This window comes from Listeria monocytogenes, from assembly GCF_900187225.1.
In the GTDB taxonomy this organism is placed as follows: domain Bacteria; phylum Bacillota; class Bacilli; order Lactobacillales; family Listeriaceae; genus Listeria; species Listeria monocytogenes.
In genome coordinates this window covers 1,042,285-1,065,226 of the sequence record NZ_LT906436.1, presented here as the reverse complement: position 1 = coordinate 1,065,226, position 22,942 = coordinate 1,042,285, and the positions used below count along the sequence as shown (strand labels likewise).

At 38.5% G+C, this 22,942-nt stretch carries 24 protein-coding genes; 7 read left to right on the top strand and 17 right to left on the bottom strand.

Going from position 1 to position 22,942, the window contains the following annotated elements:
* Positions 1-4 precede the first annotated feature (4 nt).
* The 4 genes from lpdA to pdhA all read right to left on the bottom strand — a co-directional run bounded on the left by lpdA (position 5) and on the right by pdhA (position 5,253).
* The gene (lpdA, locus tag CKV70_RS05430) at positions 5-1,408 is read right to left on the bottom strand and encodes a dihydrolipoyl dehydrogenase (RefSeq protein WP_003722682.1); all 1,404 of its coding nucleotides are present in this window, start codon (positions 1,406-1,408) and stop codon (positions 5-7) included.
* A 4-nt stretch (positions 1,409-1,412) separates the two neighbouring features.
* Positions 1,413-3,047, bottom strand: coding sequence for a dihydrolipoyllysine-residue acetyltransferase (locus CKV70_RS05425; RefSeq protein WP_003722681.1), 1,635 nt, complete (start codon positions 3,045-3,047; stop codon positions 1,413-1,415).
* Between the two features lie 110 nt (positions 3,048-3,157).
* Entirely contained in the window at positions 3,158-4,135 is a 978-nt protein-coding gene (locus tag CKV70_RS05420) for an alpha-ketoacid dehydrogenase subunit beta (protein WP_009931056.1), read from the bottom strand.
* 2 nt (positions 4,136-4,137) lie between these two features.
* Entirely contained in the window at positions 4,138-5,253 is a 1,116-nt protein-coding gene (pdhA, locus tag CKV70_RS05415) for a pyruvate dehydrogenase (acetyl-transferring) E1 component subunit alpha (protein ID WP_003722679.1), read from the bottom strand.
* Between the two features lie 833 nt (positions 5,254-6,086).
* Between pdhA and def the strand changes: the two genes are divergently transcribed.
* Positions 6,087-6,638 carry a peptide deformylase gene (gene def / locus CKV70_RS05410; RefSeq protein ID WP_003722677.1) on the top strand — a complete coding sequence of 184 codons (552 nt, stop codon included), beginning with the start codon at positions 6,087-6,089 and terminating at the stop codon, positions 6,636-6,638.
* A gap of 48 nt (positions 6,639-6,686) precedes the next feature.
* Here def and CKV70_RS05405 read toward each other — a convergent pair whose 3' ends face one another.
* The gene (locus CKV70_RS05405) at positions 6,687-7,241 is read right to left on the bottom strand and encodes a flavin reductase family protein (protein ID WP_010989650.1); all 555 of its coding nucleotides are present in this window, start codon (positions 7,239-7,241) and stop codon (positions 6,687-6,689) included.
* 130 nt (positions 7,242-7,371) lie between these two features.
* On the opposite strand from CKV70_RS05405, the gene CKV70_RS05400 reads away from it, so the two are divergent.
* A complete protein-coding gene (locus CKV70_RS05400; protein WP_003722675.1) occupies positions 7,372-8,370 on the top strand; it encodes a ThiF family adenylyltransferase in 999 nt (332 codons plus the stop codon).
* 11 nt (positions 8,371-8,381) lie between these two features.
* Positions 8,382-8,870, top strand: coding sequence for a MogA/MoaB family molybdenum cofactor biosynthesis protein (locus tag CKV70_RS05395; RefSeq protein ID WP_014600712.1), 489 nt, complete (start codon positions 8,382-8,384; stop codon positions 8,868-8,870).
* Between the two features lie 34 nt (positions 8,871-8,904).
* On the opposite strand, the gene moaA is transcribed toward CKV70_RS05395, so the two are convergent.
* The 7 genes from moaA to modA form a co-directional block, all read right to left on the bottom strand.
* A complete protein-coding gene (moaA, locus tag CKV70_RS05390; RefSeq protein ID WP_003722673.1) occupies positions 8,905-9,906 on the bottom strand; it encodes a GTP 3',8-cyclase MoaA in 1,002 nt (333 codons plus the stop codon).
* Positions 9,907-9,934: 28 nt separating this feature from the next.
* Positions 9,935-10,417, bottom strand: coding sequence for a cyclic pyranopterin monophosphate synthase MoaC (gene moaC / locus CKV70_RS05385; protein WP_003722672.1), 483 nt, complete (start codon positions 10,415-10,417; stop codon positions 9,935-9,937).
* Between the two features lie 12 nt (positions 10,418-10,429).
* Complete coding sequence (gene moaD, locus CKV70_RS05380; RefSeq protein WP_003730106.1) at positions 10,430-10,678, bottom strand: molybdopterin converting factor subunit 1; 249 nt, start codon at positions 10,676-10,678, stop codon at positions 10,430-10,432.
* Positions 10,662-11,084, bottom strand: a complete 423-nt coding sequence (locus tag CKV70_RS05375; RefSeq protein ID WP_014600711.1) for a molybdenum cofactor biosynthesis protein MoaE — start codon at positions 11,082-11,084, stop codon at positions 10,662-10,664. The genes moaD and CKV70_RS05375 overlap by 17 nt, the downstream gene beginning before the upstream one ends.
* On the bottom strand, positions 11,081-11,566 hold the full coding sequence (mobB, locus tag CKV70_RS05370; RefSeq protein WP_014930873.1) for a molybdopterin-guanine dinucleotide biosynthesis protein B: 486 nt from the start codon (positions 11,564-11,566) through the stop codon (positions 11,081-11,083). The genes CKV70_RS05375 and mobB overlap by 4 nt, the downstream gene beginning before the upstream one ends.
* Positions 11,545-12,768 (bottom strand): molybdopterin molybdotransferase MoeA, encoded by a 1,224-nt coding sequence (locus CKV70_RS05365; RefSeq protein ID WP_003722667.1) that lies wholly within the window; start codon positions 12,766-12,768, stop codon positions 11,545-11,547. The genes mobB and CKV70_RS05365 overlap by 22 nt, the downstream gene beginning before the upstream one ends.
* A gap of 94 nt (positions 12,769-12,862) precedes the next feature.
* Entirely contained in the window at positions 12,863-13,633 is a 771-nt protein-coding gene (gene modA / locus CKV70_RS05360; RefSeq protein ID WP_003732684.1) for a molybdate ABC transporter substrate-binding protein, read from the bottom strand.
* Between the two features lie 104 nt (positions 13,634-13,737).
* Between modA and CKV70_RS05355 the strand changes: the two genes are divergently transcribed.
* The 4 genes from CKV70_RS05355 to CKV70_RS05340 all read left to right on the top strand — a co-directional run bounded on the left by CKV70_RS05355 (position 13,738) and on the right by CKV70_RS05340 (position 16,507).
* Positions 13,738-14,409 (top strand): molybdate ABC transporter permease subunit, encoded by a 672-nt coding sequence (locus CKV70_RS05355; protein WP_003722665.1) that lies wholly within the window; start codon positions 13,738-13,740, stop codon positions 14,407-14,409.
* A 2-nt stretch (positions 14,410-14,411) separates the two neighbouring features.
* Positions 14,412-15,074: an ATP-binding cassette domain-containing protein gene (locus CKV70_RS05350; RefSeq protein ID WP_003722664.1), complete on the top strand. Its 663-nt coding sequence runs from the start codon at positions 14,412-14,414 to the stop codon at positions 15,072-15,074.
* Positions 15,055-15,636 (top strand): molybdenum cofactor guanylyltransferase, encoded by a 582-nt coding sequence (locus CKV70_RS05345; RefSeq protein ID WP_014600709.1) that lies wholly within the window; start codon positions 15,055-15,057, stop codon positions 15,634-15,636. The genes CKV70_RS05350 and CKV70_RS05345 overlap by 20 nt, the downstream gene beginning before the upstream one ends.
* 67 nt (positions 15,637-15,703) lie before the next feature.
* Complete coding sequence (locus tag CKV70_RS05340) at positions 15,704-16,507, top strand: DUF817 domain-containing protein (RefSeq protein ID WP_014600708.1); 804 nt, start codon at positions 15,704-15,706, stop codon at positions 16,505-16,507.
* 60 nt (positions 16,508-16,567) lie between these two features.
* Here CKV70_RS05340 and CKV70_RS05335 read toward each other — a convergent pair whose 3' ends face one another.
* From CKV70_RS05335 to CKV70_RS05315, 5 genes are read right to left on the bottom strand one after another with little or no spacing between them, the layout of a single operon-like run.
* Positions 16,568-17,833 carry a glycoside hydrolase family 140 protein gene (locus CKV70_RS05335; protein ID WP_003722660.1) on the bottom strand — a complete coding sequence of 422 codons (1,266 nt, stop codon included), beginning with the start codon at positions 17,831-17,833 and terminating at the stop codon, positions 16,568-16,570.
* A 19-nt stretch (positions 17,834-17,852) separates the two neighbouring features.
* Entirely contained in the window at positions 17,853-19,709 is a 1,857-nt protein-coding gene (locus CKV70_RS05330; RefSeq protein WP_010989645.1) for a PTS beta-glucoside transporter subunit IIBCA, read from the bottom strand.
* Entirely contained in the window at positions 19,706-21,169 is a 1,464-nt protein-coding gene (locus CKV70_RS05325; protein WP_010989644.1) for an FGGY-family carbohydrate kinase, read from the bottom strand. The genes CKV70_RS05330 and CKV70_RS05325 overlap by 4 nt, the downstream gene beginning before the upstream one ends.
* Positions 21,166-22,122, bottom strand: coding sequence for a transketolase family protein (locus tag CKV70_RS05320; protein WP_003732677.1), 957 nt, complete (start codon positions 22,120-22,122; stop codon positions 21,166-21,168). The genes CKV70_RS05325 and CKV70_RS05320 overlap by 4 nt, the downstream gene beginning before the upstream one ends.
* Positions 22,115-22,939, bottom strand: a complete 825-nt coding sequence (locus CKV70_RS05315) for a transketolase (protein ID WP_003722656.1) — start codon at positions 22,937-22,939, stop codon at positions 22,115-22,117. The genes CKV70_RS05320 and CKV70_RS05315 overlap by 8 nt, the downstream gene beginning before the upstream one ends.
* Between the last annotated feature and the right edge of the window lie 3 nt (positions 22,940-22,942).

The following is a 22,942-nucleotide window of genomic DNA, read 5'->3' as shown; positions in this document are numbered from 1 at the left end:
TTGATTACATATGAATTGGGCGACCTAAAGCAAGTTCGGCTGCTTCCATTGTAAGCTCTCCTAGTGATGGGTGAGCGTGGATAGTAAGCGCGATGTCTTCTGCTGTAATGCCTGATTCGATTGCTAAGCCGATTTCTGAAATAATATCAGAAGCGTTCATTCCGGCAACTTGTGCGCCGATAACTAGGCCATCTTCTTTACGAGTAACTAGACGAACAAATCCTTCTGGTGCATCTAAAGAAAGCGCACGACCGTTACCACCGAATGGGAATTTAGCAGCTTTTACATCAAAGCCTTTTTCTTTTGCTTCTTTTTCTGTTAAACCAACTGTAGCAAGTTCTGGATCACTGAAAACGACAGCTGGAAGTGCTGTATAATCGTTTTCGGATTTTTCGCCAGCAATTGCTTCAGCAGCGATTTTTGCTTCATAGCTAGCTTTGTGAGCTAGAGGAACACCAGGAACGATGTCACCAATTGCGAAAATGTTAGAAACGTTCGAGCGACCTTGTTTATCAACTTCTACTAAACCGCGTTCTGTTACTTTAACGCCAGCTTGTTCTAAACCGATTTCGTCTGTATTTGGACGACGACCTACTGTTACTAAAACATAATCAGCTTCGATAGTTTTTGTTTCACCGTTAGCTTCATACGTTACTTTAACGCCGTTTTCAGTTTCTTCAGCAGATTTTGCAAGTGCTTTAGTAACCATTTCAACGTTTTTGCTTTTCAGATTACGTTTAACTAGGGAAACCATGTCTTTTTCGTATGTTGGTAAGATTTCTGGACCACCCTCAAGGATAGTTAGTTCTGTACCAAGGTTAGCGAATGCTCCACCTAGTTCTGTTCCGATATATCCGCCGCCAATTACGACTAATTTTTTCGGAACTTCTGTTAGTGCAAGTGCACCAGTTGAGCTTAATACACGTTTACCATATTTGAAACCTGGGATTTCGATTGGACGAGATCCTGTTGCAATGATAACGTTATTGAATGTATAAGTTTGAGCGGAATCAGGGTGAATCACACGTAAGGAATGATCATCCACGAAGAACGCTTCTCCTTCTAACATTTCTACTTTATTTTTCTTAAGAAGGCCTTTAACACCTGATGTAAGCTTGTTAACTACGCCGCCTTTCCATTCTTGTGCTTTTGTGAAATCTAAGTTCACGTTGTCCGCTGTAATACCCATGTTATCAGAGTGTCCAGCTTCTTTAAAACGGTGACCGATTGTGATAAGTGCTTTGGAAGGAATACATCCCACGTTTAAGCACACACCGCCGTAATATTCTTTTTCAATAATGGTAACTTTCTGTCCGAGTTGTGCAGCTCGGATTGCGGCTACATACCCACCTGGGCCTGCACCGATGACTATGGTGTCTCTTTCTTCTGGAAAATCGCCTACTACCATTTTGTTACACCTCCATTAGTAATAATTCTGGATCGTTTAATAAACGTTTAATATTGTTCATTGCTTTTTGAGCAGTTGCGCCGTCAATTACACGGTGGTCAAAGCTCAAGGAAAGAGCTAGTACTGGTGCTGCTACAATTTCGCCATCTTTTACGATAGGTTTTTGAGCAATGCGACCAACACCTAGAATAGCAACTTCTGGGTAATTAATTACTGGAGTGAACCATTGTCCGCCGGCAGAACCGATATTAGAAATAGTTGCGGAACCGTGGCGCATTTCGTCAGCAGTTAATTTACCATCACGTGCTTTTCCAGCTAGTTCGTTGATTTCATCAGAAATTTGGAATACCGATTTTTTATCAGCATTTTTAATTACTGGTACATATAAACCGTGGTCTGTATCTGCTGCGATACCAACGTTGAAGTAATGTTTGTAAACAAGTTCTTCTGTCGCATCATCTAAAGTTGTGTTAAGCACTGGGAAGTCACGAAGCGTTGCAACAAGAGCTTTCACCATGTAAGGTAAGAAAGTAAGTTTGATACCTTTTTCGGCAGCCACTTCTTTGAAACGTTTGCGGTGAGCCATAAGTGCAGTTACTTCGATTTCGTCCATTAAAGTAACGTGTGGAGCTGTATGTTTTGAGTTTACCATTGCTTTTGCAATCGCACGACGAGTTGGTGTTAATTTTTCGCGTGTTTCTGGGTAAGCATCGGAGCTTGCAACTGGTTGTTTTGCTGCTGCTTTTTCTGCTTTTGGTGCAGCTGCTTTTTCTTCTGTTTGAGCAGTAGTTGTTGCTGCAGCTGGTTGTTCGCCGTTTAGGAAAGCATCAATATCAGCTTTAACTACGCGGTTATTTTTTCCAGAGCCTGCTACTTCAGCGATATTAACGCCTTTTTCACGCGCATATTTACGTACAGAAGGCATTGCAATTACAAGGCCATTAGGATCTTTTTTAGATGATGGAGTTCCGTTTCCACCTGTTGCTGGTGCGGAAGTTGCATCGTTGTTAGCAAGTGCAGCGTCTTCTGCTGGAGATTCTGGAGTAGATTCATGGCTTGCTTCTCCTTCAAAATCACCTTCGAATGTTACTAATACTTGACCAACTGTTGCTACTGTTCCTTCGCTAACTAAAATATCTTTAACAGTACCATCTACTGGAGAAGTAATTTCTTCGACAGATTTGTCGTTTTGTACTTCAAAAATGGACTGATCTTCTTCTACTTTATCGCCCGGTTGAATAAACCATTTAACAATTTCACCTTCATGAATTCCTTCACCAATATCTGGTAATTTGAATTCAAAAATTCCTTTTCCGCTAGCTTGTGCGGGTGCAGGAGTTGATTCTGTGGATTCTGCTTTTGGTGCTGCGCTTTCTTCTTCGGCGTCGTCTTCGTGACCTTCTACGCCATCAAACGTTACTAGTACTTGTCCAACTGTAGCAACTGTACCTTCAGCAACTTTGATTTCTTTAATTGTTCCTGAAACTGGAGAAGTGATTTCTTCCACTGATTTGTCGTTTTGTACTTCAAATAGGGATTCATCTTCTTCAATTTTATCGCCTGGTTGTACAAACCATTTAACGATTTCACCTTCATGGATACCTTCACCGATATCCGGTAATTTAAATGAATATGCCATTTTATTAAGCCTCCTGTAATTTCTAAGGTTCAGATAAACTGAACCTTAGTATAAAAATATTTCTTTCCCCTTCTAAAACTCCCCATAAGTTTTAAAACGGTCATTATGAATTAAAATGCGATAACTTCTTTTACACGTTCGATAATATCGTTATGATTTGGTAACCAAACTGTTTCTGCTTGAGAGAACGGGAATACGCTATCTGGAGCAGCAACTCGCATAACTGGAGCTTCTAGAGAAAGGATTGCATGATCGTTAATTTCTGCAACGATATTAGCTGCAATACCTGCTTGTTTTTGCGCTTCTTGAACTACAACAGCACGGTTTGTTTTCTTAACGGAAGCAATGATTGTTTCCACATCAATTGGGCTAATTGTACGTAAATCGATAACCTCTACAGATACGCCATCTTTTTCAAGAGCTTCTGCTGCTTTCATTGATTCTTGCACCATCGCACCGTAAGTGATGATAGAAACATCAGTACCTTCACGACGAACAGCTGCTTTACCAATTTCTACTGTGTATTCGCCTTCTGGAACTTCTTCACGGAAAGAACGATATAATTTCATATGCTCTAAGAAAATAACAGGATCGTTATCACGAATTGCTGAGATTAAAAGACCTTTTGCATCGTATGGAGTAGATGGAATTACCACTTTTAAGCCAGGAGATTGCGCCATTAAGCCTTCTAAGTTATCCGCATGCATTTCCGGTGTATGAACGCCGCCACCAAATGGTGCGCGAATTGTGATTGGAGCATTACGAGTTCCGCCTGTACGGTAACGCATACGAGCCATTTGACCAGCAACGGAATCCATTACTTCAAATACGAAACCGAAGAATTGAATCTCTGGAACCGGACGGAAACCTTCAAGTGCAAGACCGATAGCAAGACCGCCAATACCGGATTCTGCTAAAGGAGTATCGAATACACGATCTTCGCCAAATTTTTCTTGTAATCCTTCTGTTGCACGGAATACGCCGCCGTTTTTACCAACGTCTTCCCCAAAAACTAATACGTTTTCGTCTTTTTCAAGTTCTACTGCAAGCGCATCTGTAATCGCTTGAATCATTGTTTTTTGCGCCATGATTATTTCGACTCCTTCGCTTCATAGATTGCCAGTTGCTCTTTGATAGGAGCAGTTGGTGTTTCGTACATATTTTTAAGAAGATCAGTCACTGTTTGTTTTGGTGTAGCGTCTGCTTCTTTAATTGCTACTTTGATTTCTTCTTTTGCTTGATCGATAACAGCATTTTCTTTTTCTTCGTTCCAAAGGCCTTTACCTTCTAAGAAAGTACGGAAGCGAACGATTGGATCTTTAAGTTCCCATTCACCATCAAGTTCTTTTGTACGGTAACGAGTTGGATCATCACCAGAAAGTGTATGTGGACCATAACGGTAAGTCATTGTTTCGATTAGAGTTGGGCCTTCACCAGCAACTGCACGTTCACGAGCGAATTTAGTTACAGCATATACTGCAAGTGGATCCATTCCGTCTACTTGTACGCCTGGGATTCCGGCTGCAACTGCTTTTTGAGCTAATGTTTCAGCAGCAGATTGTTTTTCACGAGGTGTAGAAATCGCGAATTTGTTGTTTTGTACTACGAAAATCGCTGGAGCATGGTAAGCACCCGCAAAGTTCATTCCTTCATAGAAGTCACCTTGGGAAGAACCGCCATCACCTGTATAAGTGATTACAACAGCATCTTTTTTACGTTTTTTAAGACCTAGAGCAACACCGGCAGCTTGCACGATTTGTGCACCGATGATGATTTGTGGTGATAATACATTTAAATCTTCAGGGAATTGGTTACCTACAAAGTGTCCACGAGAGAACAAGAACGCTTTTGTAAGTGGAAGTCCGTGCCAGATAAGTTGAGGCACATCACGGTATCCTGGAAGAATATAGTCATGTTTTTCAAGTGCATAGTGACTTGCAAGTTGGGAAGCTTCTTGTCCAGCAGTTGGAGCGTAGAAACCTAGACGTCCTTGACGGTTAAGTGAGATAGAACGTTGGTCAAGTACACGAGTCCAAACCATACGAGTCATTAATTCTACTAATTGATCATCTGTTAAATCCGGCATTAAATCTGGATTAACGATTTCTCCTTTTTCATTCAAAATTTGAACCAATTCAAATTGTTTATGAACAGCCTCAAATTGTTTCTTTACGTCGATAATAGCCTTCTTTGTTTTAGAAGCCATTTCGTATCCACCCTTTCGTCATTCACATTGTACAGTTTCAAATTCTTCATTAGTTAGGTATGCGTTTTATGTAACGCTCGTCCGGTCATTTACCTTACTAGATGGTTTCTTTTAAAACTGCCATCCTGATTGTGTATTAATTATAATAGCGTAGTAAAAAGAAAAGTTATTCTATAGAAAGAAGCAGATTCCGGAAGCTTTTTTCTAAATTCCTATTAACTAATTACGTAGCCTCTCCAGTTATTACCACAAATTCCTCATTGAAAACATGGGTTTTAAGAGAGTATGTGAAAAAACTTTCATTCTTTCACAATGTTTCATAAAAAACAGGAACTTTCCTTTTATTTAAAATGTTATTTCTGTTTTACTCGAAAACAAGAATTTTATTAATACACTAATCTTCTCTCTTAATTTACACTACCAAGATTATGAAGTCAATAAGTTAATCTCTATTTGTTTTATCGCTTACAATGGCATTATTACTTAAATCATTCGCTTTCCCGTTCTGTATTAAAAAAAGATGAAACAGATAAAAACTGTTATATAATATTGCAACTCTCGCATTATCACACCTATTTCAAACTTTCAAACAGCAAATATCGATAGTTTGTGAATTCACAAACATATAAATTTTTTCTTCGTTTAGTTTAAACGAACATTTTTTAAAAAATAATAGTTATTGTTCGCTTTTAAAACTTTATCTTTTTTAACAAATATGCCTTTAGACCTATTAAAACACTCTTTTTTTCGAGCCTGGTAATCTTTCATTCCTTTTTTTTCGTTCTTTTGTTAAAATAAAGATAAGTTATTAAAGAACAGGAGAGAATCAAATCATGCTTACAATGGACGATATTGTACGAGAAGGTCATCCAGCACTTCGAGAAGTTGCGACAGAAGTGACTTTCCCGCTTTCAGATGAAGAAAAAAAATTAGGACGCGATATGCTCGAATTTCTGATTAACAGTCAAGATGAAGATTTAGCAGAAAAATACGGGTTGCGTGGTGGCGTTGGAATTGCAGCTCCACAACTTGCTGTGACTAAACGTTTCCTAGCTATTCATGTACATGATGAAAAAGATCGTCTTTATAGTTATGTGCTTTATAATCCCAAAATTCGTAGCCATTCTGTGCAGCAAGCTTGTCTTTCTGGTGGCGAAGGTTGTCTTTCTGTTGACCGTGAAGTTCCAGGTTATGTGGTCCGAAGTGAACGTGTAACCATTGATGCCTTTGACGAAAATGGTACACCGCTCAAATTACGCTTCAAAGGTTATCCAGCGATTGTTATTCAACACGAAATCGATCATTTAAATGGTATTATGTTTTATGATCATATTAATAAAGAAAATCCATCTTACTTGCCACCAGATGTGGACGTATTTGGTTAAATTGAATAAATCCCCGCAGGAATTAAGATCCTGTGGGGATTTTTGTCTTTATGAATGGCCACCAATTGTTTCTATTTTTGCATCCAACTGTCTGAATTTACGTTCATTTGCATCGCCTGAGAATAGCACTAAATCAAGTTCTTCGTGAATAAAATGACCCTCTGAATCCACTAAATTTTTTTCAAATAATCGCGAGTCAATTTTAGCAAAGATTGTATGATAGTCCATGTCAGAAACTGTTTGAATCACGGTGCATTCGAGAACAATCGGACACACATCTATATAAGCTACTCCCCCGCTATCACTTTTGGTTAATTCGATTTGATGAACTTTTATTTTATCGTTACGCTTTCCCGACGAGAATCCCCCTTGTTCAATTAATCCTAACTGCTCTGTATTTGGAAAATTTACTGCGAATTTTTGGCCAGCATGCAAGTGTTTGCCCGCATTACTTTCTGCTGACACGCCGATAACGATACTATCTCCTAATGTGTATGATGATGATCCCGTTGACATTTGCGGTTCTCCAATCTCATTCAAATACGTTAATACAAAAACTGGATAAGCTGGATAAAATTTTTCTGTTTCTACACGCTGTTTCATAGTTAGCACCTCTAGTTTTTTCTTTCATTATAAAGATGTCGTAACAGGAATTCAACAATAAACTTAAGCCTTGCAAGTAAGCGCTTTATGCAATTATCTGGTAAAATAAGATTGGAAAGAAGGTGGAAACTTGGAACGTTATGATAGACAGATGCGCGTTAAAAATATTGGAAAAGATGGTCAAGAAAAATTACTTACGAAAACGATTTTGATTGTTGGAGTTGGGGCGATTGGGTCATATGCCGCAGAAATTTGTGCGCGAATGGGCTTTGGAAAGTTAATTTTAATTGACCGTGACTATGTGGAGCTAAGTAATTTGCAACGCCAATCGCTTTTCACGGAACAAGATGCGTTAGACAAGCAAGCAAAATCGTATGCGGCATCTAAAGCTTTACAACTCATTAATAGCGATATTACAATCGAATATATTGTAGATGATGCGAACGTAACGAGTTTAACGCCTTATGTTGGGACAATTGATTACATACTCGATTGTACAGATAATTTTATGACGCGCGACTTTTTAAATCAGTTTTGTTTCAGCCATCAAATTCCGTGGATTTTCACCTCGTGTGCTGGAAATTACGCGAATCTCATGCCAATTATTCCGCCTGACTCTGCTTGTTTACACTGTTTACTTGGTGATATTCCCCAAACCAACGCAGCAAGTTGCGATATTATTGGCGTTGATGGTGCGCTGATTCCAATCGTCGCCGGCATGCAAGTTTCCCTACTTACTCAAATGATTATCAACCCTGATTTCAAAGCAAATACCTACTACCAACTAGATAATTGGCACTTTTCTTTCCAAACTATCGAAGTCAAAAAACGTCCCGATTGCTCTAGTTGCGCACCTGGAAAAATGGTTTCAGAAGTTCCTTTTTCCGGGCAAACGGTTACTCTTTGCGGGCGTGATACAGTACAATTTCGTTTACCAAATAAAAGTAATTACCGCGAGATTAAACTACTGCTGACGGAACAAAAAATTATTTATAATGAAAACCCCGCTTTACTCAGTTTCCAATACGAAAAGTTTCAATTTGTTATTTTTAAAAATGGGCGTGTGTTACTTCATGGATCAGAAAATATAGCAGAAGCTAAGAAAATATATCATTTATTTTTTAACTAAAGGAGGCAGTTATGGAACAAAAGACATTTATTAAGGTGACTTGTAGTATTTTGACGATTAGTGATACAAGGAATTTGGATACGGATACTAGTGGTCAACTGATTCAATCTGCCTTAGAAACATCTGGGCATGAGGTAATTTCACGGGTTGTCGTTCCTGATGATGTTACGCTCATTAAGCAAAAAATAAACGAGTTAGCAGCTAATGGGTCCTTTTGTCTTATCACAAATGGTGGTACCGGCATTGCTAGGCGCGATGTTACATATGAAGCATTATTCGCAACGATTCAGCAAGAAATCCCTGGGTTTGGTGAAATTTTCAGGATGCTCAGTTACGAAGAAGTTGGCAGTCGTGCCATGGTGTCTCGTGCATTCGCTGGCTTTTCAGAAAGCGGCTTACTGCTTTTTGCGTTGCCTGGATCAAGTAATGCTTGCCAGCTCGCGGTTCAAAAATTGATTATCCCAGAATTACCTCATTTAATAGCAGAACGACAAAAATAAAACATCCGGCCGCACATGCGACCGGATGTTTTATTTATCCTCCAATTTGACTCATACGCCGCCAAGTTGGTTTATTAGATTGTACTTCATCTTGTAATTTTAATGCCATTTCATGATTTTCAGGCTTATTATCAATTGCTTTTTGCACCAGTTGCATTAATTTGACTGGATCTTGGATAAATGGGCGAATATTCATTTCTTCATCCCAGTATAAACACGCTTTAATATAACCATCTGCGGTAAGTCTGAGTCGGTTGCAACTATCACAAAAATGAGCGCTAACCGGGTGAATCACACCAAACGTCCCTTTCGCTCCTTTAATACGGAAATTTTCGGAGGGGCCATTTCCACGAATTGAGTCCACTGGTTCATACTCATAACCAGCTTCATTACAAGCCTCAAAAATTGTATCCAGCGGCAAATATTTTTCTTTCCAACTCGTACCAGCATGACCAATTGGCATATATTCAATGAAACGAATATTAATATCTTTATCTTTTGTAAATCGAAGGAAATCCGTTATTTCGTCATCATTTTGTCCTTTAATTAGGACGACATTAAGCTTAATTGGAAACAATCCAACTTCTTCTGCTTTTTGAATGCCATCGAGTACTTTTTGCAAACGACCGCCTCGTGTAATTGCTTTAAAACGATCTGCGTGAAGGGAATCTAAGCTGATGTTTACACGTGTGAGCCCCGCCTCCTTCAGCGCTTCGGCTTTTTTCGCCAAATACATAGCATTGGTTGTAATCGAAATATCTTCTATTTCAGGAATTGCTCCAAGCCCGCGAACAATTTCCACAATATCGGTCCTAAGTAATGGCTCTCCACCAGTGATGCGTACTTTTTTGATGCCGAATTTCACCATTAATTCCATAAAACTGACAATTTCATCTTTGGATAGTACTTTTTCATGGGGCAAAAATGTCAGGCCTTCTTCGGGCATACAATACACACACCTTAAATTACACCGATCTGTTACTGAAATACGAATATAATCGTGTACCCGCCCAAATTTATCCTTTAATAATTGCATAAAACAAAACTCCTATCCTACAAAATAGTTACGCTTCTGCTTTAAATGTCCCGCTTTTCCCGCCAGTTTTCTCAACTAAATAGGTTTTTTCGATGCGCATGCCTTTATCCATTGCTTTGCACATATCATAAATGGTTAGAGCGGCAATGGTTACTGCCGTGAGTGCTTCCATTTCTACGCCCGTCTTTCCAACGGTTACGACTTCAGATGTGATAGTTAGCGCAGTTTTCCCATCATCTTCAAAAGAAATATCAGCTTTTGTCGTCATAATCGGATGGCACATTGGAATTAGTTCGCTTGTTTTTTTAGCCGCCATGATTCCAGCAACTTGCGCAACGGCCAAAACATCTCCTTTAGCAATTTTACCAGCATGAATACGCGCTAAGGTTTCTTCATTCATATGTATCGTAGCGCTAGCGATTGCACGGCGTTTTGTTTCAGATTTGCTTGTAACATCTACCATTTTTGCGCGTTTTTCATCGTTAAAATGCGTTAAATCATCTTTTTCCATCTATTACCCTCCTTATCCACCGCTTACTGGCGGAATGACTGCGATTTCGGTTATTTCTTCTGGTAAAAGGTCTTGATCTTGTTGAAATTCCATATTCACAGCTAGCATACATGTTGCCAAATCAACGGCTATTTCAGGAAATTCACTACTAATAACTTCTCGAACCTCGCCAACTGTCTGGCACTGCTGCAAATTCAATTTTACTTCGGTTTTATGTGTCTTTTCAGCTAAAAAAGCGAAAAATTTAACTGTTGTTAGCATCTATGCCACCCCACCTTGTTTTATCGACATCTTTTTCTTCTTTCCATATAGGTACCCGTTCTTTTAAACGTTCAATAATATATCTGGATCCCTCGTAGCAAGCGGCTCTGTGTGGTGTTGATACACCGATGACCACAGCGACATCCGTTATTTGTAAAAGTCCTAGTCTGTGGACGATGACAACATCTGCTCCCCACTTCGCTTCTACCTCTGTAGCCAACTTGTTTAGTTCTTTGAGCGCCATTTCTTCGTAGGATGTGTAACGAATTTCTTCTGTTTGGATATCACCAGTCCATTCTCGAATTGTACCAACAAAAAGATTAGTCCCACCGTGATTTTTATTGATTAGTTTTTCAGAAAGTGGGCCAATTTCAATTTTTTCATGTTGTAAGGCTACATATCTCATTTTAAAAACTCCTTGATTAACGTTTCTGCAAAAAGGTTTAAAGCATTTTCTTCTCCAATAAAAATCGCTTCTTTTTTTAGCGCTGGATTATGTGTCGCAATTTTATGGACAGCTTTACTATTATTTAAAAGTTTGATTTCTGCCTGTTCGCGAACCAAAATAATTTTAGGAAAAGGACCTTCTTTGTAGCCTTCTATAAGAACGATATCTGATTCTGGCAACTTTTGAATGGCTGTTTTTAAATCGATACCGGTTTGTTCCATCACAGCATATTGTCTCGAATTCGCGATAACAACAGCTTCTGCACCACTTTCTTGAAACGAGTAGGAATCCGTTCCCGCGTGATCTACAGAAAAATCATGGGCATCGTGTTTGATGGCAGATACTGTGTAGTTTTCCTTCCGACTAGCGCGAATTAATGCATTTAGTAAAGTTGTTTTCCCGCTATTTTTAAAACCGATTATTTGGAGTATAGCAGCCATGCTTCGACCTCTTCTCCTTTTAATTTCCCTACTTGCCCTCGTGGGATTTTGAATAAACAGGTTGTTAAATGAAGATTACCGAGCGCACTCGACATGTCGCTACCAACCAACTCAACCAAATATTCCCCTTCGTCAGACAAACGATAGGTTCCTCGTAAAAAACGATCATAGCCATTATTTTTAGTGTAATCGCTCGCCATTTTTGCACGGACTTGAGTCGTCTCAGTTGTATCTTTCCCCATTAAGGTAGTTAATACTGGTTCTACTAATAAGTAAAAACCTGTAAAGCATGCCCCTGGATTGCCAGAAAGCGCGATGATAAGCGTTTTATCCAACCACATCCCTGTTGTTGGACTGCCTGGTCGCATTTGAATTTTATTAAAAAGTAATTCTGCTTCTTGTTTTGCAATATCAGCCATGTAGTCAAAATCACCTACAGAAACACCTCCCGTAGTAACTATTAAGTCCGCTATCTTAGTCAATTCTAGTAAACGGTTTTTCGTGTCCTCATAATTATCAGGTAATTGTTCGGCAGCGCAAATCTCGGCATGATGTACTTTTAGTAAATTCTCCAGTAACGGTTGATTACTATTAAAAATTTTGCCATCTGGAAGTGGATTTCCAGCAGGAACAAGTTCACTACCTGTGGATAAAATAGCTACTTTTGGCTTTCTGATGACTTGTACTTCTTGAATTCCAAAGGATGACAGTAAACTTATCGAACCGGCATTTAAAATGTGTCCACGATCTAACAGCAAATCTCCTTTGGCAAACTCCGTACCGATTTCTGTAATGTTACTAGATTTTTGTGTATTTATAAGTATGATTTCATTCTCGTTATCCGCTTCTCTTGATTGTTCAAGCATAATAATTTTCGAGGCATTATCTGGCACTTTTGCCCCAGTCATTATTCGGACGGTTTCACCAGGTTTTAGCGGTTTATCGTATGTTTCTCCACACGGAACTTCTGCTACAACGCGCAAGGTGATAGGATAATTCCCGTCATCCACCTCAGTAATCGCAAAGCCATCATAACCAGAACGCCTAAAATATGGAGCAGGAAACGGCGCGAAAATAGGTTCTTGTAAAACTTGATTTAACGCCTCTGTCACATGTTTCTTTTCTACTGGAAGATGCGTTATTTGGTTACATAATACTTCTCTCGCTTGTTCCATTCTAATGGTATTTCTTTTTTCAATCATTTGGGCGCACTTCCCTTTCACAATAAATGTATGCGTTTTCTTTAGTACCAATATACAGGAGTTTGCTTGTTTTAAAAAGTAAAGCGACTTCTCATTAGTTTGCTGCTTTGAATCCGTATTTTTCCAGTATTTTTTGCGCTTCTGATTTATTCATAAAATCAAGAAATGTAGCGGTTTCTTCTTTTTTATCTGAATCACTGACTTGTGCGCTGTAGTAAGCGATTGGATCATGGAGTTTCTCATCGATTTTTGCCTTCACTTGTACTTTCTTGCTTAATAGAGCATCTGTCTGGTAAACGAAGCCTGCATCTGCATTTCCGGCTTCCACGTAGGATAAGACTTGACGAACATCGGTTGCAAGAACGAGCTTTGCTTTTTCTGCATTATATAGATTTAGGTTTTCGAGCGTTTGTTTGGCATAAGCACCTGCTGGTACTGATTCTGGGTCCCCGATGGCGATTTTGGATGCATCATTAAGTAATTGTTCTAAGTTCGCCTCTGTCTTCTGATCCACGTTTTTAGGTTCAATTAGAACGAGTTCATTTCCCGCAAATTCTTTCGTTTTTTCTGCTAAATTTTGCTTAATCAGTGTATCCGCATCTTTTTTACTCGCTAAAAGGACGCCGTCAATTGGTGCACCGCTTTCGACACGTTCGCGAATTTGCCCAGAACCACCAAAATCAAAAGATAATTTAATCGTTGGATTGGCTTTTTCAAAAAGTGGTTTTACGTCGTCTATCGAATCTTTTAAACTTGCTGCTGCTGAAATATGTATAGTCGTTGTTTGGACTTTCTCAGGCGTATCCTCGCAAGCTCCGAGAAGTAGTAATAATCCACAACATATAATAAGTACTATTTTTTTCATTCTTCATCCCCCTTTTTTATTTAGTTACATTGTACTTAAGTTTGACATTTTATACCAGAGAGAACGATAATAATAGAAGTACTAGAGGGTTCAGGAGGAGATTTATGTTTACATCTGTTTGGCATACATTACTTGTAGCCACAATTTCTACGTTTCTCGCATTTATGACGATGTTACCACTGAGTTATTATTTTGCCGGTCGAAAATCACGTTTTCAGTTACCAGTGGAGATTTTAATTTTACTTCCGCTTGTTTTACCGCCAACGGTGGTTGGTTTAGTTTTACTGAATATCCTCGGCCGCAATGATTTTATTGGTGGCGTGCTTTGGGATACTTTTGATTTCAGCTTTATTTTTTCCCTTAGTGGAGCAATTGTTGCAACAACGATTATTATTTTACCAATTATGTATCAAGGCTTGAAATCAGCATTTTTATCAATTGATCACGAACTTGTATGGGCAGCAGAGACTCTTTCAGCGAATAAAAAACAGATTTTCACAAAAATTATTTTACCGAATTGCTGGCAACCAATTTTAGCAGGGGTTCTGCTTAGTTTTTGTCGGGCGATGGGTGAGTTTGGCGCAAGTTTGATGGTGGCTGGTTATATTGAAGGCAAGACCGACACCATTGCTTCAAGCATCTATTTTATGGTGCAACAAGGAGACATGCGTACTGCGATTTATCTTGGGTTAATTAACGTCATTATCGGCGTGTTTGCTTTACTTGTCATTCATGTATTAACTATACGCCAGAGTAATTTAACGAGGGGGATGTAATTATGCTACGATTACAATTTCATAAAAAACTTCCTTTTCATGATTTAAATATTGATTATACGTTTGAAAAGCCAGTAACCGCGATGATGGGTGCAAGTGGTTCAGGCAAGTCAACTCTATTTCAGTGCGTTAGTGGCTTGAAAAGTATTGACGGCGGCATTATTGAATTTGACGGGACTCCGTGGGATGATTCCAATATTTCGTTACATCTTCCTGTGACAGAGCGCAAAGTAGGTTATTTATTTCAGAATTTAGCTCTATTCCCAAATATGAATGTCTATGAAAATATTGCTTTTGGCTTGAAAGTGAAGAAAAAGAAGAAAAAAGAACAGGCGGAAATTCAGCAACAAGTACGAAAAATGAGTGATTATCTACAAATTTCTCACCTGCTTTATTCTTCCGTTCAGAAATTATCTGGTGGCGAGAAACAACGTGTTGCGATGGCTCGGGCAATGATTACGGAGCCAAAATTACTTTTACTGGATGAACCTTTCAATGGTTTAGATGAAGAAACGCGTTTGATTTGTATGAAATTAGTTGGTCAAATGGCCAAAGACTTCCATATTCCCGTTATTTTTGTCACGCATTATGCCTCGGAAGCAGAAATGATGACCGAAGAAATTTTAGTTATGCGAGAGGGACGCCTTGAAAAACGAAAAAGTTAATGTTGGTATCGTTTTAGCTGGTGGTCTTTCAAGCCGCTTCAGGGAATCAAAAGCATTTTTTCAGGATGAGGCAACTGGAAAAACGTGGGTCGAGCTAACGGTTAGTAAGTTGCTGCCGCTTTGCGATATGGTATTTGTATCGGCAAATCATGAAAATCATTCAAAACTCGCGGCTCTTTTTGATGCAGAACCAAGCATTGAAATCATTCCAGATCAAACTGCATTCAGGGAATTTGGACCGCTCGGAGGCATTTATGCGGTGATGGTAGAAGCAGCGACTTATCAGAAAGCTAATTTCCTAGTACTTCCTGTTGATATGCCTTTTTTGACTCCAAAAGAAATTGGACAACTAGCTGATTACCCTAATCATTTTGCTAAAACGGAGCAAGCAAATCATTATTTGGTCGCCAATATCCCCTACTCACGAGAAACACTACATAAATTATTGCAAGACGAGCAACATCGTGTCAGAGCTTTACTTGAAAAACTCGATACCAAGCCATTAGCTTTTGAAGATGAAGCTCCTTTTAGAAATATCAATCGACAAAATGAACTTTTTTAACCTTTTCTTGTCCTTTTCTTTAGTTTTTTTTGGTAAACTAGAGAAAATCATGAGAAGAGGTTTTTTTATGCAATTTTTCCGCTTACTTTGGGCGTTTACTTGGAAGCAAGCACTTTGTTGTATTTTTCCAGGTATTATATTTATTTCGCTCGCGCTTACAAAATTGATTGATATTCCTTTTATTGCGCGCTACGACTTACTTTTAATTATTTGCCTTGTAACTCAAATTCTACTTATAAAATTTGGTTTAGAAACGTGGGATGAACTGAAAGTAATTATGGTTTTTCATATTATCGGGCTTGGGCTCGAAATTTATAAAGTACATATGGGTTCATGGAGTTATCCAGAGCCTGGTTTCATGAAAATTCTCGGTGTGCCCCTTTATAGCGGTTTTATGTATGCAAGTGTCGCCAGTTATATTTGCCAGGCTTGGAAAAGATTTGATCTTAAAATGACAAATTGGCCAAATATCTGGTTAGTAAGTAGCCTTTGCATAGCGATTTACGCTAATTTTTTCACGCATCATTTTATAATGGATTTTCGCTGGATTTTGATTGTTTTAGTTCTCGTTTTATTCCGAAAGACATATGTTTATTTCAAAGTTAGTTCGACTCAGCTCAAAATGCCTTTATCTTTTTCCTTTTTATGCATTGCTTTTTTCATCTATCTTGCGGAGAACATTGCTAGTTTTTACGGAGCTTGGTCTTATCCAGACCAGCTAGTTGCATGGCGTCCAGTGCACGTTTCAAAAATTACGAGTTGGTATTTACTTGTTATTATTAGTATAATAATCGTCGCACAACTTAAATTCGTTAAGCAAAAATTAGAACAAACTTCTGTAAAAGCCAAAAGCGAGGCCACGCTGAAATAGTGGTCTCGCTTTAGTTTTTATTGGTAAACAAAATTATTTTTTCCAGAAAGAAATTGGAATTTATTTGTGAATTACATATAAGCTATCTTTCAAAAAAGGAGTCATCTGAATTTCTGTTTTTTCTTCATGAAGTATTTTTGTGAGGCTAACCTTTTTACCTTGCTCCAAATCAATTGCATAGTCATCCAAAGAAACAAATTGCCCTTTCAAATAAATTGGGACATTTGATGGCACATAAATGATAACTACTTTTTCGGTCTCCGCTGCTCGAATTTCTGGAGTTTGATTTAAAACTAGATTTATTGGTGCCAGTGTTGTTAAGTCATTAGCCAGAATAAAGGATTTTAGAAATGCATAATCTGTAGCTCCTTCAAAATGAAGTGCTTGTCGCCAATTAAATGGAGAAACAAATCCTTCACCTAGAGCTGATCCAAATGTACTTCCTTCTTCATGCCAACTCCAAATGCCATGTGCCCCATAAGAAATACCAGCTATAGCACCAGATAAGACACTTTGCCAAGCTGCTTTTCGTACATCTTCTCGGCTAAAACGACCATATTTTTGTCGACTATATCCCATTAATTCGTAACACGGTTCTGAATTAATAACTGGCTTGATTGGCTCTAACTGACTAAAGTGTTCTGCCAACGTATACGCCATTGATTGGTGCTCCGAATTATGTCCAGATTGATAAAAATACAAATCAAGTGCTGGATGTGTTTGCAGATTTTCCGGAATATCTTTTAATCGACCACAAATATGCAAAACTTTAAGTGCGTGTGGCGCTTTTTTAGAAACGGTTTCTAAAGCTTCCAAATAATAATCTGTTACAGTTTCCGTTGGAAAATCCGTGTCCCCACTAATGATATAAATTGGTTCGAATTGCTCGAAATGTTCCAACATCATTTCTGTATAGGGTTTAATGTCTTCTTTTCGAAACAGTGGTGAAGTACCAAATTTCGCCCCCCACGTCTCCGGAATATAATTACACCAAAGCAAAACAAGCGCTGGAGTAAAACCTTGATTCACTGCCATTTCTAACATCTTTTCTGCATGTTTAAAGTAGGCTTCATTTTTAGCTTTTAAATCGAAAAAACCTTCATTTATACCAAACGGCTCTTGAATTTTTTTTAGTACACTTCGATCCCATTGTGGCAAAATATTGATTTGCAGTACATTAAACCCCTGCTCTTTTCGGACTTTTAAATAGTAGGCCCAATCTGTTAAATCAATATTCGTAAACGCACTCCAAACAGTATCTGCAAGGTAGAAAAAAGGTTTATCATTTTTCTCAATCCGGCGCTTATCTGCACTTTGTTTTAACATTTTTTTCACCCTTTCTATATTAAGCCTTTGCTTCTAAAATCTTTTGGTTATTGTCTACGTGTTTTCCAAGGTTTACTGTAATAACATCGGCGAGTGTAGCACTATTAGTTACAATAATAGGTGTTGTAATATCATAGCCGGCTTTTTTTATTGTATCCAATTCAAATGTTCCTAATAAATCACCTTTTTTTATTTCTTCTGATTCGCTTACTTCAATATCAAAAAATTGACCATTTAGATTAACTGTATCAAGTCCAACATGAATTAACAACTCGACTCCTTGTTTGGAAATCAACCCTATCGCATGCTTGGTTTGGAAAACACTAAGTACTGTTCCATCAAATGGAGCACGAATCTCGCCACTCGCTGGAAGAATCGCTACTCCTGCTCCCATTATACCAGCAGAGAAAACTTCATCTTTCACATCATTTAATGCAATCAATTCCCCTTGAAGTGGGCTATAAATAGTTTCATCTAATGTAGCTTTTTCTCCTGTTTGAATTACTACTTCCTCTACTTTATCTTTAAATCCAAAGAAATAAGTTAAAATCAATGCTACACTGAATGCTACTACTAGAGAAATTAAGAATCCCCAAAAATCCCAGCCTATTCCATCTGGATTAATGAACATCGGAATACCAAAAATCCCACCAGAAGCGAAACCTCCAAACATTTTTGCAGCACTCATACCTGCAATTGCCCCACCAAATGCTGATCCTACGCAAGCCATAATAAATGGTTTTTTATACGGCAAGTTTACTCCATAAATCGCTGGTTCCGTGATTCCTAAAAACCCAGAAATAGTTGCTGTTATAGAAAGGGAACGCAATTCTTGGTTTCGAGTTTTGAGCATTACTGCCATAACCGCGCCAGTTTGCGCGAATACAGTACAATAAAGCATTGCATTAATTGGATCATACCCTAAAACAGAAATATTATTAATGAAAATCGGGATAAATGCCCAGTGCAATCCGAACATGACAGCCACTTGCCAAACCCCAGCCAGGAAGAACCCTGCAATCATCGGGCTAAGCGAATAAAGCCCCAATGCTCCTTTTGCAAGTAGTTGGCTAGCATACGTTGAAACAGGTCCGATGATAATTAGAGACACAGGCACCACAATTAAAAGTAATAATAGAGGAACAAAAATCAATTGTAAACTTTTCGGAATAAATTTCACTAATACTTTTTCCAGTTTGCTCATAAAGTAAATAGCTAAAATAACAGGAATAACAGACATTGTATAATTCATTAAAATTACAGGGATATGTAGAAATGTTAAATGAGCTCCGCTGCTATACATATCAACAAGCGTCGGGTAAACAAGTGCTGCACCAACCGCAGCAGAAAGATATTGATTCGTTTTAAATACTTTCCCTGCTGAAAACCCAAGTATAATTGGCATAAAGTAAAAGAGGGCATCACTTGCCGCGTAAAGAACTTCGTAAACACCAGCTGAGGTATTAATTAGTCCCATTGTAACTGCCGCTGTCAGGAATCCTTTCAAAATACCTGAAGCTGCCAATAGACCCAGTACTGGCATAAAAATTCCAGAAATTAATTCAACAAACTTATTAAAAATACTTTTGTGTTCTTGTTCAGGATTATCTTGCAGTGCATCATCTGGTTTAATACCTAATACTCGAATGACCTCATCATAAACATAACTCACATGATCACCAATAACCACTTGGTATTGTCCACCACTTTTCACAACCGTCATAACACCTTTTAAGGCTTTGATTTTTTCTGTTTCTGCTAGATTTTCATCACGTAACTTAAACCGTAGTCGTGTCACACAGTGAATCACACTCAAAATGTTTTCTTTTCCACCAACAAGCTTTACAACCTCTTTTGCAAGATCCGAATTATTCATTTAAAATTCCTCACCTTCTGTATTTTTAGAATACTGCTTTTCACTTGTTTTTCCCATTCTTGAAAATCTTCCAGAGCATGTGTATGAGTGATACTTGGTTGGTACAATTTTGCTATCGTTCTCTTATTTTGTAGGTTATTGTCGGCAATTTCAATAGCACCAATTGCCGAAAGTTCTTCCGCGGGACTGACTGCCACTTCTGCTTTTAAAACATCTGCTAAATATTGCATCAACTCATGTTGCTTTGTTAATCCACCGTCTACTTGTAAGCGCTTAATATTTTGACCTATCATTAACTCCATTTGGTCAATAACAGCCTTAATTTGAAATGCAATACTTGTAAAACCGGCACGAATAATATGCCATTTTGTATGTTCTCGTGTGAGACCGAGAATCTCTGCTCGTATATCTGTATTCCAATAAGGGGCGCCTAAACCTAATTGTCCAGGAATTAGCACAACACCCTCATTGCATGGTAATTGAAATGCTCGCTTACAAGCTGTATCGTAATCATTAAATAGTTCTAATTGTTCGGATAAAAAAACCAATGTGTCTCCACAAGAACGAATAATTCCTTCTAACGCAAACTGGTTCACGCCTGCAACATCCCAGGCAAGAGTTGTCAAAATAGCATCGTTTTCAGGTAATCTGTTCTCACCAATTTGCATCATAACAGAGCATCCTGTCCCAAGCGTCGCCTTCACTGCCCCAAATGTATCACAGCCTTGTCCATAAAGTGCCGCTTCTGAATCAGCCATCACACTATGAATCGGTATCTCCTGATAACTTCCAAAACTTCCAGCAGATTGTTTCACTTCTGGTAAATAAGCACGTTTGACTCCGAAAAGTTCGAGTAACTCATCTGACCAATCATTTTTTTCAATATCATAAAGGAGTGTGCGGCTAGCATTTGTTCGGTCTGTGAAATAATTACTATCATCCGTAAGCGAAAATAACAACCAAGCATCCATTGTGCCAAATGCCAATTGATTACGACTTGCTGCATCCCGCACCGCTGAAATATTTTCCAATAACCACATCATTTTAGAAGCAGAAAAATAAGAATCAATTTTCAGTCCGGTAAGCTGTTTAATTCTTTTTTCATAACCAGCTTCTTTTAACGTTTCGCAAATTTCTTTTGTTCGATTACATTGCCATACAATCGCATTATAAAGTGGCTTCCCCGTTTGTTTATCCCAAGCTACAATTGTTTCCCGTTGATTCGTCAAAGCAAGTCGCTCGATATCCGCTGTAATTAAATCATGTTTTGTCAAGATGTCCGCAATTAATGTACGGACATTTTGACAAATTTCGATGGGATTATGTTCCACCCAGCCTTTCTTTGGATACAACTGTCGATGCTTTTTATCTAAACGATCTACAAGTTTGCCTTCTTTAAACAATAATACTTTCGTACCAGATGTGCTTTGATCAATGGCTATTTGATAGTGTTTCTTCATCTTCTTTCGTCTCCAATGATCGGTAGGTTTTTCATGATTGTAGCAACAATACCAGTAGCAGATAAGCCATAATAATCAAAAATTTCTTGGCTCGTTCCAGCGATAGCGGGTTCATCTGGAATTCCTAAAATCAAATGACGAATACTTGTTGGCGAACTACTTACCACTTCGCTCACTGCTGCACCTAAGCCACCATAAATGCTATGTTCTTCTATACTAATAAGTAGTTTCGTTTCAGTTAATGCCGCTTTTACTACTTCTTGGTCAAATGGTTTGATTGTTGAAAAATTCAATACGCGTGCGCTGATTCCTTTCAACTTCAATTCTTCACTTGCATCAAGTGCGACACGTACCATTTCACCAGTTGCTAAAATTGACACATCGTTTCCTTCCCTAAGAGTTCCAGCTTTCCCAATTTGAAATACTGGTTTTTCTGCGTAACAATCTTCTACCGCATTTCTGCCAAGACGAACGTACGCCGGCCGATTTGATTGAAGCAAATAGTCAAAAATAGCTTCAGTTTCCAGACGATCAGCTGGTAGAATGACTTCTAAATTAGGAATCGCTCTAGTAACAGCAATATCTTGAAGCGAATGATGGCTCATACCAAGTGCACCATAACTAACACCACCGCTGATGCCAATCAATTTTACATTTGTGTCTGAATAAGCCACGTCTACTTTCACCTGTTCAATACTGCGCATACTTAGAAAACAAGCTGGTGAAGCGACAAAAGCTCGTTTGCCACTATGTGCTAAACCTGCTGCAATTCCAACAATATTTTGTTCGGCAATACCAGTTTCAATTAATCGCTCTGGAAATTTCTCAGCAAAAGCCCCCAGCGAAGCGGATCCTCTTGAATCACTTGTTAAAACAACTAAATTACTATCGTTACGAGTTGCTTCTTTCATTAAAACTTCACACATTACTTGGCGGTTCGCTATTTTATTCATGACGGCACGCCTCCATTCTTTCCTCTAAATCTTTCATAGCTATTTCGTATTCCTCACTGCTTGGTACGTAATGATGCCATTTAGCAACATTTTCAGCCATTTTAACACCATAACCTTTTATTGTTTTCGCAATAATTAGACGAGGTTTTCCAGTCTCATTAACTGTTTTAAAAATTGCTTGTAGCTTATCCGGATTATTTCCATCAGCTTCGATAACATCCCAACCAAATGCGCGCCACTTATCTGCCAAAGGTTCTACACTCATTACATCTTCTGTTCGACCGGAGATTTGTAAGGAGTTCCGATCAATAATCGCAGTCAAATTATCTAATTTATAATTTGCTGCAGCCATTGCGCCTTCCCAGACAGACCCCTCTGCAAGTTCCCCGTCCCCCATGAGTGTATAGGTGTGATAACTTTTCCCATCCATTTTAGCAGCTAATGCCATACCCACAGAAACAGATAAACCATGGCCGAGCGAACCTGTGTTCATTTCAATTCCAGCTACTTTATTATTTGGATGCCCGATTATACGCGAGCCAAATGCGGAGAAATCAGCCAATTCCTCTTTTGCAAAAAATCCTTTATCTGCTAAAACTGCCCAAAGAACTTCGACAGCGTGTCCTTTACTTTGAACATAGCGATCACGGTCTAAAGCTTCTGGATTTTCCGGATTAACATTCAGCACACCATAGTAAAGCGCCACAAGAATATCCGCACATGATAAATCTGAACCAGTATGTCCCGTTTTTGCATCGTATATCATTTTTAGAACATCTTTTCTAATTTCAAACGATTTTAACTTTAATTCACTCATTTT

Bases quoted from the DNA above. Each gene is read 5' to 3' on its own strand.
- CKV70_RS05395 (WP_014600712.1), top strand. From the start codon at position 8,382: ATGGAACAAAAGACATTTATTAAGGTGACTTGTAGTATTTTGACGATT.
- CKV70_RS05320 (WP_003732677.1), bottom strand. From the start codon at position 22,122: ATGAATAAAATAGCGAACCGCCAAGTAATGTGTGAAGTTTTAATGAAA.
- CKV70_RS05375 (WP_014600711.1), bottom strand. From the start codon at position 11,084: ATGAGATATGTAGCCTTACAACATGAAAAAATTGAAATTGGCCCACTT.
- CKV70_RS05315 (WP_003722656.1), bottom strand. From the start codon at position 22,939: ATGAGTGAATTAAAGTTAAAATCGTTTGAAATTAGAAAAGATGTTCTA.
- def (WP_003722677.1), top strand. From the start codon at position 6,087: ATGCTTACAATGGACGATATTGTACGAGAAGGTCATCCAGCACTTCGA.
- moaA (WP_003722673.1), bottom strand. From the start codon at position 9,906: ATGCAATTATTAAAGGATAAATTTGGGCGGGTACACGATTATATTCGT.
- CKV70_RS05355 (WP_003722665.1), top strand. From the start codon at position 13,738: ATGTTTACATCTGTTTGGCATACATTACTTGTAGCCACAATTTCTACG.
- pdhA (WP_003722679.1), bottom strand. From the start codon at position 5,253: ATGGCTTCTAAAACAAAGAAGGCTATTATCGACGTAAAGAAACAATTT.
- CKV70_RS05425 (WP_003722681.1), bottom strand. From the start codon at position 3,047: ATGGCATATTCATTTAAATTACCGGATATCGGTGAAGGTATCCATGAA.
- CKV70_RS05350 (WP_003722664.1), top strand. From the start codon at position 14,412: ATGCTACGATTACAATTTCATAAAAAACTTCCTTTTCATGATTTAAAT.
- CKV70_RS05335 (WP_003722660.1), bottom strand. From the start codon at position 17,833: ATGTTAAAACAAAGTGCAGATAAGCGCCGGATTGAGAAAAATGATAAA.
- CKV70_RS05340 (WP_014600708.1), top strand. From the start codon at position 15,704: ATGCAATTTTTCCGCTTACTTTGGGCGTTTACTTGGAAGCAAGCACTT.
- CKV70_RS05325 (WP_010989644.1), bottom strand. From the start codon at position 21,169: ATGAAGAAACACTATCAAATAGCCATTGATCAAAGCACATCTGGTACG.
- CKV70_RS05420 (WP_009931056.1), bottom strand. From the start codon at position 4,135: ATGGCGCAAAAAACAATGATTCAAGCGATTACAGATGCGCTTGCAGTA.
- modA (WP_003732684.1), bottom strand. From the start codon at position 13,633: ATGAAAAAAATAGTACTTATTATATGTTGTGGATTATTACTACTTCTC.
- CKV70_RS05330 (WP_010989645.1), bottom strand. From the start codon at position 19,709: ATGAATAATTCGGATCTTGCAAAAGAGGTTGTAAAGCTTGTTGGTGGA.
- moaD (WP_003730106.1), bottom strand. From the start codon at position 10,678: ATGCTAACAACAGTTAAATTTTTCGCTTTTTTAGCTGAAAAGACACAT.
- CKV70_RS05405 (WP_010989650.1), bottom strand. From the start codon at position 7,241: ATGAAACAGCGTGTAGAAACAGAAAAATTTTATCCAGCTTATCCAGTT.
- moaC (WP_003722672.1), bottom strand. From the start codon at position 10,417: ATGGAAAAAGATGATTTAACGCATTTTAACGATGAAAAACGCGCAAAA.
- lpdA (WP_003722682.1), bottom strand. From the start codon at position 1,408: ATGGTAGTAGGCGATTTTCCAGAAGAAAGAGACACCATAGTCATCGGT.
- mobB (WP_014930873.1), bottom strand. From the start codon at position 11,566: ATGGCTGCTATACTCCAAATAATCGGTTTTAAAAATAGCGGGAAAACA.
- CKV70_RS05365 (WP_003722667.1), bottom strand. From the start codon at position 12,768: ATGATTGAAAAAAGAAATACCATTAGAATGGAACAAGCGAGAGAAGTA.